The sequence below is a fragment of the Burkholderia sp. BCC1208 genome (assembly GCF_902833095.1).
In the GTDB taxonomy this organism is placed as follows: Bacteria; Pseudomonadota; Gammaproteobacteria; order Burkholderiales; family Burkholderiaceae; genus Burkholderia.
The window spans coordinates 94,362-109,511 of the sequence record NZ_CADFDY010000001.1 but is presented as its reverse complement, the minus strand read 5'-3'; the positions used below and the strand labels follow the sequence as shown (position 1 = coordinate 109,511).

General features: G+C 69.7%; 14 protein-coding genes and 1 pseudogene. 4 read left to right on the top strand and 11 right to left on the bottom strand.

Annotated elements, in window-relative coordinates; genetic code table 11:
• Positions 1-100: 100 nt before the first annotated feature.
• From HWX09_RS00530 to HWX09_RS00505, 6 genes are all read right to left on the bottom strand, one after another.
• Positions 101-2,401 (bottom strand): ATP-dependent DNA helicase, encoded by a 2,301-nt coding sequence (locus HWX09_RS00530; RefSeq protein WP_027783026.1) that lies wholly within the window; start codon positions 2,399-2,401, stop codon positions 101-103.
• A complete protein-coding gene (locus tag HWX09_RS00525; protein WP_027783025.1) occupies positions 2,398-4,092 on the bottom strand; it encodes a VRR-NUC domain-containing protein in 1,695 nt (564 codons plus the stop codon). Before HWX09_RS00525 ends, HWX09_RS00530 begins: the two co-directional genes overlap by 4 nt.
• Positions 4,093-4,188: 96 nt before the next feature.
• Positions 4,189-5,067, bottom strand: a complete 879-nt coding sequence (locus HWX09_RS00520; RefSeq protein ID WP_027783024.1) for a MipA/OmpV family protein — start codon at positions 5,065-5,067, stop codon at positions 4,189-4,191.
• A gap of 203 nt (positions 5,068-5,270) precedes the next feature.
• Positions 5,271-5,582 (bottom strand): hypothetical protein, encoded by a 312-nt coding sequence (locus HWX09_RS00515; protein ID WP_006479035.1) that lies wholly within the window; start codon positions 5,580-5,582, stop codon positions 5,271-5,273.
• A gap of 15 nt (positions 5,583-5,597) precedes the next feature.
• Complete coding sequence (locus tag HWX09_RS00510) at positions 5,598-5,795, bottom strand: hypothetical protein (RefSeq protein WP_034185289.1); 198 nt, start codon at positions 5,793-5,795, stop codon at positions 5,598-5,600.
• 95 nt (positions 5,796-5,890) lie between these two features.
• Entirely contained in the window at positions 5,891-6,190 is a 300-nt protein-coding gene (locus HWX09_RS00505) for a hypothetical protein (RefSeq protein ID WP_027783023.1), read from the bottom strand.
• 137 nt (positions 6,191-6,327) lie between these two features.
• Between HWX09_RS00505 and HWX09_RS00500 the strand changes: the two genes are divergently transcribed.
• The 3 genes from HWX09_RS00500 to HWX09_RS00490 all read left to right on the top strand — a co-directional run bounded on the left by HWX09_RS00500 (position 6,328) and on the right by HWX09_RS00490 (position 7,951).
• Positions 6,328-6,576: a hypothetical protein gene (locus HWX09_RS00500; protein WP_027783022.1), complete on the top strand. Its 249-nt coding sequence runs from the start codon at positions 6,328-6,330 to the stop codon at positions 6,574-6,576.
• 339 nt (positions 6,577-6,915) lie between these two features.
• Entirely contained in the window at positions 6,916-7,347 is a 432-nt protein-coding gene (locus tag HWX09_RS00495) for a CBS domain-containing protein (RefSeq protein WP_027783021.1), read from the top strand.
• Between the two features lie 100 nt (positions 7,348-7,447).
• Positions 7,448-7,951 (top strand): PRC-barrel domain-containing protein, encoded by a 504-nt coding sequence (locus tag HWX09_RS00490; RefSeq protein ID WP_027783020.1) that lies wholly within the window; start codon positions 7,448-7,450, stop codon positions 7,949-7,951.
• 22 nt (positions 7,952-7,973) lie between these two features.
• Here the strand turns inward: HWX09_RS00490 and HWX09_RS00485 are convergent, their stop codons facing one another.
• The 4 genes and pseudogenes from HWX09_RS00485 to HWX09_RS00470 all read right to left on the bottom strand — a co-directional run bounded on the left by HWX09_RS00485 (position 7,974) and on the right by HWX09_RS00470 (position 11,709).
• Positions 7,974-8,600, bottom strand: coding sequence for a DUF4142 domain-containing protein (locus tag HWX09_RS00485; RefSeq protein WP_027783019.1), 627 nt, complete (start codon positions 8,598-8,600; stop codon positions 7,974-7,976).
• A gap of 33 nt (positions 8,601-8,633) precedes the next feature.
• Positions 8,634-9,179, bottom strand: coding sequence for a hypothetical protein (locus tag HWX09_RS00480; protein WP_027783018.1), 546 nt, complete (start codon positions 9,177-9,179; stop codon positions 8,634-8,636).
• 79 nt (positions 9,180-9,258) lie between these two features.
• Positions 9,259-9,663 (bottom strand): annotated as a pseudogene (locus tag HWX09_RS00475) (BON domain-containing protein); the annotation flags it as partial.
• A 63-nt stretch (positions 9,664-9,726) separates the two neighbouring features.
• Positions 9,727-11,709: an ATP-binding protein gene (locus HWX09_RS00470; protein ID WP_027783016.1), complete on the bottom strand. Its 1,983-nt coding sequence runs from the start codon at positions 11,707-11,709 to the stop codon at positions 9,727-9,729.
• 513 nt (positions 11,710-12,222) lie between these two features.
• On the opposite strand from HWX09_RS00470, the gene HWX09_RS00465 reads away from it, so the two are divergent.
• Positions 12,223-13,131, top strand: coding sequence for a sigma-54 dependent transcriptional regulator (locus HWX09_RS00465; protein ID WP_230469093.1), 909 nt, complete (start codon positions 12,223-12,225; stop codon positions 13,129-13,131).
• Between the two features lie 28 nt (positions 13,132-13,159).
• Here the strand turns inward: HWX09_RS00465 and HWX09_RS00460 are convergent, their stop codons facing one another.
• Positions 13,160-14,959, bottom strand: a complete 1,800-nt coding sequence (locus HWX09_RS00460) for a methyl-accepting chemotaxis protein (protein ID WP_027783014.1) — start codon at positions 14,957-14,959, stop codon at positions 13,160-13,162.
• Positions 14,960-15,150: the final 191 nt, after the last annotated feature.

Sequence of the window (15,150 nt, the reverse complement as noted above, 5' to 3'; positions counted from 1 at the left end):
TGCTCGCCACGAACGGCCCCGGCGCGAAGCCCGCAACCCCGCTACGGGACGAATAACGCCCTGCGCCGCAACCGGCAGTCCGTCGGCCGGTTTTTGCCCTTCACCCGATCCGCCACCACCGCGGCAGCAGATTGCGCACTTCGCGCCGCCGGTAGCGGTCGTCGATCAGATGCACGACGCCCTCGTCGTGCTCGGTCCGGATTACGCGCCCGGCCGCCTGCACGACCTTCTGCAGCCCCGGGTACAGGTACATGTAGTCGTAACCGTTGCCGAAGCGCGCGTCCATCGCGCGTCGCATCTGCTCGTTGATGTCGTTGACCTGCGGCAGTCCGAGCGTCGCGATGAACGCGCCGATCAACCGCTCGCCGACCAGGTCGACGCCTTCCGAGAACGCCCCGCCCAGCACCGCGAAGCCCACGCCGCGCCCGCCCGCGTCGAAGCGCGCGAGAAACGCGTCGCGCTCGCTTTCGGCCATGCCGGGCGCCTGCGCCCACACGGGGACGTCCGGATGGCGGGTCTGCATCAGCGCGACCACGCGCCCGAGGTAGTCGAAGCTGCTCAGGAAGCCGAGATAGTTGCCGGGCCGCGCCGCGTATTGCGCGGCGATCAGGTCGGCGATCGGTTCGAGCGACCGGTCGCGGTCGCGCCAGCGTGTCGACACGTGGCTCGCCACGCGCACCGTCAGTTGCTCGGCGCGAAACGGCCCGTCGACGTCGAGCCAGCCCGTATCGCCGGGCAGCCCCAGCGTGTCGCGATAGAAATGGAACGGGCTCAGCGTGCCCGAGAACAGCACGGTCGCGCGCGCGGCGTCGTAGCGCGGCGCCAGGAAACCGGCCGGGATCACGTTGCGCACGCACAGCGTGGACTGGACGCGGCGCCGGCGGCCGGCCGTCGCGACGCCGTCGAGCGCGGGCTGCCGCGGCATCGGCTCGCCATGCAGCGTCGCGTCGAAGATCGACGCGCTGTCAAACGCTTCGGCCAGCACGCCGAACTGGATCGCCTCGAAGTGAAAGCGCAGGAGCGCGTCGCCGTTCGCGCGCGGCGCGTCGGTCAGGTGTTCGCCAATCGCCGCGACGAGGTTTTGCACGGCCGACACGATCGGGCCCGGCACGTCGGGATAGGCCACGTAGCGCTCGGCCTGCGCGCGGTTGAGCGTGCCCCATGCGCGCGCGAGCCGATCGAATGCCTTGCGCAGCGCCGCGGGCGCGGCTTCGCGCGCGGCCGCGAACGCGAACGGATCGAGCGACGCGCTGTACATCTTGCGGGCGCGGTCGAGCAGGTTGTGCGCTTCGTCGACGAGCACGCCGACGCGCCACTGGTTCTGCTGCGCGAGCGTGTGCAGCATCGCGCTGCCGTCGTAGTAGTAGTTGTAGTCGCCGATCACCATGTCCGACCAGCGCGCGAGCTCCTGCGCGAGGTAGTACGGACAGACGTCGTGCGCGAGCGCGGCGGCGCGCACGGTATCGCGATCGAGCAGCCCGGCCTCGATCGCCGCATCGCGCGCGGCCGGCAACCGGTCGTAGAAGCCTTTCGCGAGCGGGCACGATTCGCCGTGACACGCGTTGTCCGGATGCTCGCACGCCTTGTCGCGCGCGACGAGTTCCAGCACGCGCAGCGGCAGCGCGGGCGTGCCGGCGCCGAGCGTCGTCGCCGCTTCGAGCGCGAGCGCGCGGCCAGGGGTTTTCGCGGTCAGGAAAAACACGTGGTCGAGCTCGCCCTCGCCGCATGCCTTCAGCAGCGGGAACACGGTGCCGACCGTCTTGCCGATGCCGGTCGGCGCCTGCGCCATCAGGCAGCGTTCGTCGCGCGCCGCGCGATAGACGGCCACCGCCAGCTCGCGCTGGCCGCTGCGGAACTGCCCGTGCGGAAACGCGAGCGCGCGCAGCGCCGCGTCGCGCGCGGCGCGATGGGCCGTCTCGCGTTCGGCCCAGCCGACGAAGCACGCGCACTGCTCGGCGAAGAACGTCGCGAGCGTGGCGGCATCCAGTGTTTCCGTCAGCATGGTCTCGCGCTCGGACACGATGTCGAAATACACGAGCGCGACGTCGATTTCCTTAAGATCGCGCGCGTCGCACATCAGGTGTGCATAGATCTTCGCCTGCGCCCAGTGCAGCGCGCGGTGGTTGGCCGGCATCGCGTCGAGGCTGCCGCGATAGGTCTTGATTTCCTCGAGCCGGTTCGCCACGGGATCGTAGCCGTCCGCGCGGCCGCGCACGGTGAGCGTGCCCCACGTGCCCGTCAGCGCGATCTCGGTTTCGTAGCGCGCGCCGCGCTTCGACGTGACCGCGCCGTGGCCGGCGATGCCTTCGAGCGCGGTCGGCGCGGGCGTGAAGCGCAGGTCGAGATCGCCGCGCCGCGCGGTGAACTCGCACATGGCCCGCACCGCGACGACGTAGCTCATGCGGACAACCCCGCCGCTTCGGCGTGCGCGACGCCCTCGCCGGCCCACTCCACGTCGACGACGCGCACCGGCATGCGGTGCGCGAGGCAGTAGGCGAGCCAGCGCGTCTGGTTGTCCTGCAGCCGATCGCCGGGGCCCTTCACCTCGATCAGCTCGTAGCGGCGTTCGTCGGGCCAGAAGCGGACGAGATCGGGCAGGCCGGACCGGTTGCTGCGGATATCCGCGAGCAGACGCGTGAACCACAGCCGCAGGTGCTCGGGCGGCAGGCAGGCGAGCGCTTCGTCGAGCAGCGCGTCGGTCAGCACGCCCCAGAACACGAACGGCGATTGCAGCCCGGCCTTCGTCGCGAAATGCCGGCGGATCGTGTCGCGGTACGCGCCCGAATCGAGCTGCGCGAAGCATGCGTCGAAGGCCGCCGCGCGGCGCAGGGCGAAATCGGGTGCGTGCAGGTCGGCCGGGCCGCGCTGGAACGGATGAAAGAACGCACCGGGCACCGCCGCGAACACGGGCTCCCAGCACAGCAGCCCGAACAGTGAGTTGATCAGCGTGTTTTCGACGTAGTGGACCGGCGAAGCCGGCTGCGCGAGATGGTCGCGCACCGCGAATTCGACGCTGACGGACGCGTCGGGACGCGCAAGCACGAGCGTCTCGCGCGGTACGTGCGCGGCGGCGGCCGCGCGTTCGACCCGCTGGCCGGCGCGGCGCTGCAGGCGCGGCAGCATGCGCTCGACGCGCTGACGCTCCTCGTCGCTCTCGAAGCCGCCGCGTGCGTCGAGCGCCAGCGCGAGCGCGTCGTCGTCGCGTCCGCAGCGCTCGAGCACGCGGATGCGCCGGTGGCGGCTGCCGGGCCATGCACTGCGCGTGTACGCGTCGAGGGCGGTGCTCCAGTCGGCACGGCGCTCGCACGCCTGGCCGAGCGCGAACAGCAGCTTCGCGCGGCGCGTCGCGAGCCACGGCTGCGCACAGCCGACTGCGTCCAGCGCGCGGATCAGGTCGTCGAGCGGCAGATCGTCGGGCCATGCCTCGAGCGCGTCGCGGCACATCTGCAGCGCGAGATACGCGTCGACGTCGCCACGCTGCTGGAACGCGCGCGACGACGGCGCGATCGGCACGCTTTCGTACTGGAACACGCCGAGATCGGCGAGCACGAATTCGCTCCAGTCCTGATGCAGATTACCGAAGAACATCAGCCGCAGCCGGTCGCACAGCGCGCCGACCGTCACGCGCAGCACCCGGTCGTCGGACTGCGCGCACCACGCGTCGAGCGGTTGCGCGACGTCGTGCGCGGGCCGCAGCCGGTCGAGCCAGTCTGCCTTGCGTTCGCCCGCATGCGCGGCGAGCGACGGAAAGATGCGCAGCAGCTCGGCCTTGGTGGACAACGCGAACAGCTCGTCGAGCGTGAGCGCCGGGGCCGGATCGACCCAGCCGACGGCGACGAGCGGCGCGACGGCGTCGAGCGTGCAGCCGATCTCGTCGTACACGAGCTTGCTCGCACGGAAATCGGACCCGTTGCGCATCAGCATCCGCACGAGCAGCGCGCGCGACGCCTGCGGCAGCGTCGCGAACTGCCGCACGAACGCGTGCTCGTGCGCGTCGAACAGGTCGTCGTAACGCTCGCCGAGCCAGGCCAGCGCGCGTTCGAAATTGGTCAGGTAGTAAAACGCCGGAGGCGTCGGCGAGGCAGGCGTCACGGGGATCGATCACTGTACATTTGTACAGGTCGAAATCATATCAAATATGAAGGGCGATGCCGCACGCGGCATCGCCCTTCTCCTGCCCGGCCCCGGTCAGAACTGGTAATTCACCGACATGTCGAACACGCCGTTGGTCGACTGCTGCGTGATCGGGCTGCGCGCCGCGCGGCCGACGAGCTGCTCGATCGCGCCGTCCATCGTGACGAACCAGTGCTTGTTCACGAACCACACCATCGTCACGCCGACGCCGGCCGACTTGATCCCGGCCCCCGACGAATAGGCCGGCAGGCCAGAGCGCGCGGCCGCGCCCGGATTCACGCCGAACCAGCTGTTCATGTAGCGGGAGTCGGCGAACGACACGGTCGGCCCCGCGAACCAGAAGAAGTGTTCGTTGCTGCCCGGCATCGGCATGTACGCGGAAAAATCGCCGGTCCAGCCGTTCGACCCGCCGATGCTGCGCCGGACGTCCGCCCGCAGCACGAGCGGGAAATCCTTCGAGACGACGTAGTCGGCCGCGAGCTTCATCACGGGCGCCGCGTTGATGTTGTCGAGGCCGTTCAAGTGGCCGAGATCGTCGGCCGAGCGGCGCCCGAGGTCATAGCCGACCGACAGGCTCACGCGCCAGTTCGGCCCGCGCAGCACGTTCGAGCCAAGGCCCTCGCCCGTCGACAGGAAGAACAGGTCGCGATAGCGGATGTCGAAATTCGGCCCGCCCATCACGCGATAGCGGTCGGAGCCCGCGTAGCGCGGCTGCAGCGTCATCGCGGCGCCGACGCTCACCTGCCAGGTGGGAACATTCGGATCGAAGAGTTTCTGGAGCGGTACGCCCGCCGTGTATTGCCATTCGCCGAGCGGCGAAGGCGTCTGGGCCGACGCGTCGCGCGCGCCGGCGGCGAGCGCCGCGACTGCGGACAGGCCGGATACGAACCGGCGGGCGCCGGGTGACAGCAACAGGCGAGCAACTGTGGTCAAGGCGGTCTCCGTCGGCTGCACGAAACGAACCTGAAGGAAAGCGCGTCGCGCTTCATCGGCTGCAACAGCCCGCAGCCTGCTGCGCGAACGTAGTGTGCGCTGAATTAACGGACATCCTACGCGACACGCGCGCAGACGCAAAGCGCCCGTTGTGCACGGGCACTTTGCCGGAATCCGGCACGAGCCGGGGGATGATTGCGGAATCAGAAACGCTCGACGTGGTAATCGCCGGCGAGCGCGGCCGGACTGCGCGTCGACATCATTCGCGAGAAGCCGTCGGCGAGCCGGCCGAGCGCGAGCTGTTTCTGGCTCGCGTCCCAGTGCGTATAGGTGTCGTACGCGGCATCGTCGAACGAAACGGTGACGGCGACCGGGCGGCCGCTGGCGCGAAAGCCGATCTGCAGCACGCCGCCCGGCAATTCCTCGATGTGATAGTGCAGCGAACGCGATTCGAAATAGCGGCCCAGTACCTGAGCGATCGCGCGCTTGTCTGGCGATTGCACGTGAATGTCCATGACGGTCCTCCTTTTCTAGTTTCGCGCGGCCGGTTGCGGCGCACTGCCCCCGCCCGGCATCCGCATCGGCGGCGGGTTCGACGGCGGATCGCCCTGCGGCAGCCCGTCGGGCACGGGCGGATCGACCGGGTCGTCGTGCCCGGGCGGCGGCGGATCCGGATCGACGTCGGGTGTCGTCGGTTCGGGGCGGTGCAGCATGGATGGCGTCTTCATGTCACTCCTGCGCGACGGCGCGCGCATCTCGATGGCGAAGCGACCGCCCGCAAGCGCCGTACCCGCTATCACGCCATGCCCCGCGGCCGCCGGGTTCAGTCGTCGTAAGCCGCCATGACGAGCCACATCCTGCGCCCCTCGGCGCTCAGCTGCACGGCCAGCGCGAACGGGTCGGACGGTTCGCATCGCGCGAGGAGCACCTGCTGCGCGCGCTCCGGGCCGTCGTACACGGTGTCGTTCAGTGCGCGTACCTCGTCCTTGCCGTCGAACATGCGCCGTTCCGGCCGATAGACCCGCGATTCGCGCTTCCACGTGTCGAAACGCTCGCGCACCTGACCGAAATCGCCGCCGCATACGTTCGCGTCGTAACGTATTCTTTCCCTGGCTGCATTCATCACGATGTCCTCTCGTCCATACCGGACGCACGCGCGTCGTACCCGCATGCCCGGCCGGTTCTCGCCGGCTTGCAAGCGCCATGCCGCGGCTGGCGCGGGTATGTCGCTTGCGCCTTCATCGACAAGGAGGTTCGACCATGACCGTTCACGCCCCCGGCCGCCGCGACGCCGTGTCACCGGCTGCCGGACTGCTCCGGCTCGCCACGTCGCGTCCGCCGTCCGAAGACAAGACGGAGGAGCGCATCGACGAAGGGCTCGAGGAGACGTTCCCGGCCAGCGACCCGCCCGCCGTCGGCGGTGCGAGCCGTATCGAACCCGCCAAGCCGTCCGGCGAGCACGAACGTCGCGCGCCGCACGCCCCTTCCCCGCCCCGCGATCACGGCTGACGGCGGCACCCGGCGCGCGGTGCGTGGCAGTGCACCGGCGCGCCGGCGAAATCAGGAGCGATCCGATGAAAGTCCTCGAACGCAGATGGCATGAAATCAGCGGCGCGGCCGGCGTCGCGGCGCTGGCCGCGATCGAAAGCGCGGTGGTATTGGCAATCGTCACGATGACGGGTATCGGTCACTGACGTCCCGCACCGACCGGCCGCGGCTGCCGCCGTGGAAGATGTACAAGCAGGGTGGCAAATTTGTCCGTCGCCCGGCCGCCCAGGCCCGGCGTGCGCGCGTCGTGCGCGGCACGCGGCCTGCTCCCGTATCGTTCCGCTCACGAAGGAGGCGTTCATGTATCGCGTCAACGAGATCATGTCGCGCGACGTAGTGTGCGTCGCGCCGACCGACACGATTCGCCATGCGGCCGAATTGATGCAGCGCTTCGACATCGGCGTGCTGCCCGTTTGCGAGGGTACCGAACTCGTCGCGATCGTGACCGACCGCGACCTCGCGGTGCGAGCGCTGTCGCACGGTCATTCGCCCGATACGCCCGTGCAGGCGGTCGCGTCCCGACCCGTGCAGTGGTGCGTCGAGGACGACGGCGTCGGCGACGTCCAGCAACGGATGGCCGACGTGCAGTTGCACCGGCTGCCGGTGCTCGACCGCCACCTGAAGCTGGTCGGCATGGTGTCGCTCGGCGACATCGCGACCCGCGCCGGCGGCCCGGCGCGCGACGAACTGGCCAATACACTCGAGGACGTATCGCTGCCGCGCCGCCGCTGACCGGCGTGCTCATCCCTTCGCGGCCTGCTTCCCCCGGCGCAATACCGGCGCCATGCATTCGCGTACGGACCGGGTTGCCGCTTCGATCAGGAGGTTTTCGATGACAACGGACAAACCGTCGCGCGACGCCGCGCGTATCGTCGGCACGAATCCGCGTACGGCCGTCGGCGGCCCGGGCCCCGACGTGATGGCCGCCCGCACGTTCGAAGGCGATCGCGTGCTGACGATGGACGGCGACGACATCGGCAAGGTCACCCACATCATGCTCGACGTGCGCGCCGGACGCGTGGCGTACGCGGTCGTGTCGTCGGGCGGCCTGCTCGGAATCGGCGACAAGCTGCTCGCGGTGCCGTGGAACGCGCTCGTCCTCGATGCCGAGCGCGAATGCTTCGTGCTGCCCGTCGACACCGCGCGGGTGCGCGAGGCGCCCGGCTTCGACAAGGGTCGGTGGCCGACGATGGCGGACCCGGAATGGGCGGAAGCCCTGCACGCGTACTACGGCCGTTCGCCGTACTGGCTGATCGAGGAAGGCGAAACGGCGCTCGATTCGCCGCCATACGAGGCGTCGCCGGGCGGTCCCGAAGACGGCACGCGACAACACTGAAGCCTGTCGGCCGAAAGGCGGGTCACTGCGCGGCGGCCACCGTCTTCGCGAGTTGCCGCGCGGCGCTCAGATGCGCATTCAACGTCGGCAGCGTGCGAGCGGCGAATGCGCGAAGCTGCGGGTCGCGGCCTTCTTTCGCCTCCGTTTCGTAAAGCCGCACCGCCGCTTCGTGCGCGCGCGGCCCCGCCAGCGCCACATATGCCGTATCGAACGCGCGCCCGTCCTTCGAACGCAATGCCGTCACCGCCGGATCGACGAGCATCCGCGTCTGGACCGGCACGCCCTTTTGCGCACCGATGTGCCGCAATTCTTCCGCGATATGCGCGTGATCGTCGACCATCCGGCGAGCGAAGGCCTTCACGTCCGCGTTCGACGAGCGGTCGAGCGCGAGCTGGCCGGCCTGCCGCTCCACCTTGCCGATCATGCCGGCCTTGTCGACGAACTCGGCATCGATACCGATCGGCCGTTGCGTCATGCCGGCCTCGTCGGCGGTCGGGCCGGGGCGCACGACGCCCGGCGCGACCTGCGCGGACGAAGCGGGCGGCGCCTGCGCGTGCGAGAGCGCGAACGCCAGCGCGCCGGCGGTGGCGGTCAGTACGATTGCCACCGTTCGGCGCCCGCATTGCTTCATCCAGTTCGTTTTCGTCATCGGGGCCTCCGTGTCGGGCGACGGAGCGGGCCGTCACGCGGGACGATGGGCCGACGTGAAGAAATCGGTCCATGCGCCGTTGTGCCATGCGCCCTCGGTGCGCTCCACCGACAGCGCGCCGGCGGCGAGCATCGTCCGCTCCGCGAACGTGATCGTGCGCCGCGTCACATGCGCGGCCAGCACGACGCCGTTTTCGCATTGCTTCAGCGCGCCATGCCCCTCAGGCGCATCGCCGCGCATCCGGCCGAGCGCGCCGCACAACGCGCCGACGTAGCCGCCGACGAGCGGCACGCCGATCCACGCGAGCGGGGAATGAAGGCCGCCCAGGTAGAGCAGCGCGGCCCCGGCGAGTCCGACGATCGCGCCGATGGCCACGCCTTCCAGCGCGCCGAGGCCGCCCGGCCGCGCGGCGGAGTCCGCATAGACGTCGCCGCCGAGCCAGAACAGGGCGTGCTGTCCGGGCGGATTGAGAAAGAAGACCTTCACGTCGTCCCGGTGGATGGCGTGGCCGCGCAACTGCTCGGCGCAGCGTTCCGCCTGCTCGAGCCGCGAGAAACGGCCCGCGATGATGGTGTCCATGTCGAACCTCCTGCCCGGTGACACGCAGGGCCGCGGGCGCGCGACGCCCGATCGGCCCGGCGCTGGCCCGCGCATCACGTTACTTCCGGCGGATCTGCAGCTTGTCGCGCACGCCGCTCACGCCGCTCACGTCGTGCGCGACGCGGATCGCGCTCGCGCGTTGTCGCTCGTCGGGCACGTTGCCCGTCAGTTCGACCACGCGATCGCGAACCTGCACGTCGATGTCGCCGGAGGCCAGCCCGCGTTCGGCGACGAGCGCGGCCCTGACTCGGCACGCGAGCGTCGCATCGCGGATCTGGCCCCCGACGGCCGACGCCTGGCTCGCCAGCTTCGCACGCGTGCCCTCCTCGGCCGATGCGTAGCGGGGTGTCGCGATCCATGCACACGACAGCATCAGTATGCTCGCGATCGGCACGACCGGCGTTCTGCGTCTGGTGCGTGCCCGCTTGGCGCCGGTACCGTCGCGCCGCGTGCTTTCCGTTGCTCCATCGTGTCTCCTTTCCCGTACGCGGCCAGGCGGCCGGACTGCCGCGCCGTGCGTGCGCCGCTACCGCTCGCGCGGTTTTCCGTCGTCGCCCACGTCGTTCGGTACGACGTCGACGATCACGCTCGCGAGCGTCGGCATGTCGACCGGCTTGCACAGATACGCATCGAACCCTGCGGCCATCACGCGGTGCCGGTCGGTCTTGCCGGCATGCGCGGTCACCGCGACGACCGGCAGATGTCCGCCGCCGTTCGGCAAATGCCGGATTCGGTCGAGCAGCCAGTAGCCGTCGCCGTCCGGCATCGCGAGATCCGACAGCACGACGCTCGGCTGCTGCCGCTCCACCGCGTCGAGCGCATCGTGCCCCGACCGCGCGGTCGATACCCGCGCGCCCATCGTCTCGAGCGCCGCCGCGAGGCTGGTCCGCGACGTCGCGTCGTCGTCGACCACCAGTACGCGCTGGCCGTCGAGCGCGGCCGTAGCGGGCTTGCCCTTCGCGCTCGACGGCTGCGCCACCGGATCGTCGTCCCAGCCGGCCGGCAGCGTCACCGTGATGGTCGTTCCGCGCCCGGCGCCCGCGCTCGTCGCGACGACTTCGCCGCCGTGCAGCTGCGCGATGTTGCGCACGATCGACAGGCCGAGCCCGAGGCCGCGCTTCGGGGACGTGAACGCGCCTTCCGGCCGGCTGAACGTGTCGAACAGGTGCGGCAGGTATTCCGGCGCGATCCCTTGCCCGGTGTCGGAGACGGACAGCCGCACGCGCTCGCCCGCGCGGGTCAGCGACACGTTGACCCGCCCACCCGGCGGCGTGAACTTGATCGCATTCGACAGCAGGTTCGACAGGACCTGGCGCAGGCGCTCGCCGTCCGCCGGGATCACGCAGGCCGGCATCGCATACGCCGTGGACAGCACGAGCCCGTTCGCCTGCGCCGTCGCGTCGAGTTCGCGCGTGGCGTCGCGCACGATCCGCACGAGATCGACCGGCACGCGTTCGAGGCGCAGCCGGCCGGTCGCGAGCGACGATGCGTCGAGCAGATCGGCGACCATGTGCGACAGCGACCGCGCGCTGCGATCGATCGCGTCGACGGCCTGCTGCGCGAAGCCCTGCCCGTCGGCGTTGCGCAGTACCTCGACCCAGCCGTAGATCACGTTCAGCGGGGTGCGCAGTTCGTGCGATACCGTCGCGAGCAGCTCGTCCTTCAGCCGGTTCGACGCGTCGGCCTGCACGCGCGCGTCGCGCGCACCGCGCAGCGAGCGAAGGTGGTAGCGTTCGTTGCGGCGGCGTTCGCCCGCTTCGCGCAGCGTCAGCGACAGGCCCGCGCAGTTGCCCTGCGCGTCGAGGATCGGCGAGGCGACGAAGGTGGCGCGAAAACGAGCGCCGTCGCGGCGCACGCCCAGTACGTCGAGCGGCCCGACCGGCGCGCGCAGGTCCGCGAACGACGCGGGCACCGCATGCCGGCGCAACCAGCGCGGTGCGATCATCGTGACGACGTCGCGTCCTTTCGCCTGGGCCGCATCGAGGCCGAAGATTCTTGCCGCGGCCGGATTCCAGCTGGTGATCCTGCGCTCGGCGTCGGTCCCGACGATCGCATCGGACGACGCGTCGACCACGCGGCGCAGCAGCCCGTCGTCGGCCCCGCCCGCGACGGACGACGGCTCACGGTGCGGCGGGTACGGCTCGCCGTCGTCGTCATCGATCTCGCGCAAACGATCGTTCGCGAGCAGCGGCTTCACCGTCGTCACCAGCACGCATTCGACGAAACCGATCGCGACGAATGCGCCGGCTTGCGCCAGCAGCGTCGCCAGCGGCGCGTCACGCCACCACAGTGCGGCGATCACGCCGACGCTCGCCGCGGTCGCGACGAGGCCACCGCCGAACGACGTCAGCCATGCGGCAGCCGCCACGCCGGCATAAAAAGGCAGCGGCGCAAACGGCGCGTGCTCGCCGACGGCCTGAATCGCCCACGCCTGCAGCGCGGACGCCAGCCCGACGGCCAGCACGACCCATGCACCCTGCCGAAACAGCTCACGGGTCAGAGTCCTCATTGCATCCTTGCATCGCGCCGGCTCCCGTCATGGGCGGGGGGATGCCGTTTCGCGGCATCCTGCATCCCGCCGGGCGAGCGTGAAGGCATCAGCAAACAACGTACCCGGCGCCGGCTGCGATCGCGTGCGCGGTCACGAATGGCCGCGGCTTAGTCCGCGTCGGCCGCGAGCCGGGCGGATGGCTATCGGCTTCGCCGCGCGCACCGCCGCAATGGATCGCCACCCGCTTTTTTCATCAGGTTTCTGTAAAAAACGCCGGTCCGACCTGGTCGCGGCGTCACGCCGAGGACGTGCGAAAGGTCCATCGCCTGTTCCTCTCGCTCATGCCGCACACATTGGAATTTTCTATATAGCGGCACCTTCGTGGTCGTTTCGCTGTCGATGATAAATATTGCAATCAACGGAGCGCGCGATGCCGTTTTTCAAAACGGCCCGTGAACGCCTATGGGTGAATCTGCAAACCGGACGAAGCATCGCGCAGACGGTCGCCGGCTATCCGGCAGGTCCGCCGCGATGCGTACGCTGCTCGGCCGTATCGAGAAAATCGCGCCGACCCGCGCGAGCGTGATGATTGCCGGCGAAAGCGGGGTCGGCAAGGATATCGTCGCACGCCGGCTGCACGATCTGAGCGCGCGGCATGATGGCCCGTTCGTGCCCGTCAATTGCGGCGCGATTCCGGCCGAGCTTGCCGAGGCGCAATTGTTCGGGCACGAGAAAGGAAGCTTTACCGGGGCGACCACGCAGCGCGAAGGTTTCTTCGAAGCCGCGCGCGGCGGCACGCTGCTGCTCGACGAGATCGCGGAAATGCCCGCGGCGCTGCAGGTGAAGCTGCTGCGGGCGATCGAGTCGAACACGATCGTGCGCGTGGGCGGCACCGAATCGATTCCGCTCGACGTGCGGTTCGTGTCGGCCACCCGCCACAATCCGGCCGACGCCGTGCGCGACGGCCGGTTGCGCGAGGATCTGTTCTACCGGCTCGCCGCGTTCGCGATCTACGTGCCGCCGCTGCGCCAGCGCGACGGCGACGTCGAGACGATCGCGCAGGAATTCGTCGACACGCTGAACGCGCGGCATCGCTCGCACAAGCGGCTGACCGACGCGGCGATCGCCGCGTTGCGCGCGTATTCGTGGCCCGGCAACGTGCGCGAGCTGCATAACACCATCGAGCGCGCGTACATCCTGTCGGACGAAGGCATCGACGTCGCGTTGCCGAAGCAGCCGATGCCGCCGGTCGACAGCACGTCGGACGGCGCGATGGCGCTGCCGCTCGGCGCGACGCTGCACCATGCGCAGCAGCGCTTCATCGTGGCGACGCTGCGTCACTTCGACGGCAACAAGCCGCGCGCGGCCAAGGCCCTCGGCATCAGCCTGAAGACGCTCTACAACCGGCTCGCGCTGATACGCGACCAGGGCGGTTCATGAACGGCGCGGCCCGCCAGCCGCAGCTGCGTCAGGCGACCTTGAACTGACCGACCGTCGTCGCCAGCGCGTTCGCCTGCGACTGCAGCGCGGTGGCCGCCGCGGTCGACTGTTCGACGAGCGCCGCATTCTGCTGCACCATTTCGTCGAGTTGCGTGACCGCGCGGTTCACTTCCTGGATGCCGCGCGTCTGTTCATTCGCCGCGTGCGTGATCTCGGAGATGATGGTCGTCACGTTCGACACGTTGGACACGATCTCGCGCATCGTGTCGCCGGCCTGGCGCACCTGCCCGGACCCGGCCGATACGCTCGCGACCGTCGACTCGACCAGCACCTTCACTTCGCGCGCGGCCTGCGCGCTGCGTTGCGCGAGGCTGCGCACCTCCTGCGCGACGACCGCGAAGCCGCGGCCCTGTTCGCCCGCGCGGGCCGCTTCGACGGCCGCGTTCAGCGCGAGGATGTTGGTCTGGAACGCGATCCCGTCGATCACGCCGATGATGTCGCCGATCCGGCCCGACGCTTCCTCGATCTTCCCCATCGTCGCGACCACATCCGACACGACCACGCCGCCATGCGACGCGATCCGCGACGCGGCCGCCGCGCGTTCATCGGCCTGGCCTGCGGCGGCCGCCGACTGGCCGACGGTCGCGGTGATCTCTTCCATCGACGCGGCGGTTTCCTCGAGGCTCGCCGCCGCCGATTCGGTACGCGACGACAAGTCCTGATTGCCCGCCGCGATCTCGTTCGCGGCCGTGCGCACCGATTCGCTGGCATCGCGGATCTGGCGCATCACGTCGTTCAGCTTGTCGACGAAGCTGTTGAACGAGCGCGCGATGTCGGCGACTTCGTCGCGGCCTTCGGCCGGCAGGCGCTGCGTCAGGTCGCCGGCGCCCGAGCCGATCGCGGCCATCGCCTGGCGCACCTGCGACAGGCGGCGGAATGCGGTCGCGGTGATTGCGCCGATGATCAGCGACGCCACGCCGACGATCACGATCAGCGTGATCAGCGACGCGGTCAGCAGCGAGCGCATCCCGGCCGTCGCTTCGGTCGTGTCGAGCAGCACCAGCGCGTACCAGTCGGTGCCCGGCACCGGTTTCGCGCGCACCAGCTTCGCGTCGCCGCCGACGGCGACCTCGACCGGCGCGTTCGCCGCCGCGATCGATGCCACGCCCAGCGAGCCGAGTTCGGGCGATACGTCGGCGACCGGCTTCAGCGTGAGCTTCGCGTCCGGGTGCGCGACGACATGGCCGTTGCTGTCGATCAACATCCCGAAGCTCGCCGGCGTCGGGCGGATCGACTTGACGTTGGCGATCACGCTGTCCATCGACACGTCCGCGGCGACGACGCCCTTCAGCGCGCCGTCGCGCAGGATCGGCACCGCGAACGTGACGACGAGGTTGCCCGTGCCGGCATCGACGTACGGCGGCGTGACGACCGGCTTGCCGGCCTGTGCGGCCTGCTTGTACCACGGACGGCCGGTCGGGTCGTAGTCGGGCGGGATGCCGGTCGGGTCGGAGAAGTGGAACGCCTTGTCGGCGTAGCCGGCATAGACGTTCGTGAAGCCGCCGGCCGCGGCCATCTGCTTGAACACCGGCAGCGGATCGGGCGTCAGCGCGGCGTCCTGCAGCGACGCGATCATCCGGCTGCGGGTCGCGACCCAGTCGGCGATCCCGACCACGTGACCGCTGGCGACGGAGGTCAGATTGCGGTCGATCGCGTCGTCGTTGTATGAGTGTGCGATGAAATAGTTGATCAGCGTCGTGGCGACGAGCGCGAATACGACGATGGCGACGCACGCGGCGAGAATGCGGGCGCGAATGGACGAGAACATGGCAACGACTCTGTAAGGGAGCGGGAACGCCCGGTGGAAGAATTCACCGGGTAAACGGCAAATCGCATCGCTTACTTGAGGTCGTCGTGACAATTCAATGAAACGTATGACGAAAGGCGCCGACGACTGTCGGCGGATCGTCAGGATGGCCGGGTTCGGCCGGTGTGCCGCGCGCCTGCCACGGCGCCCGG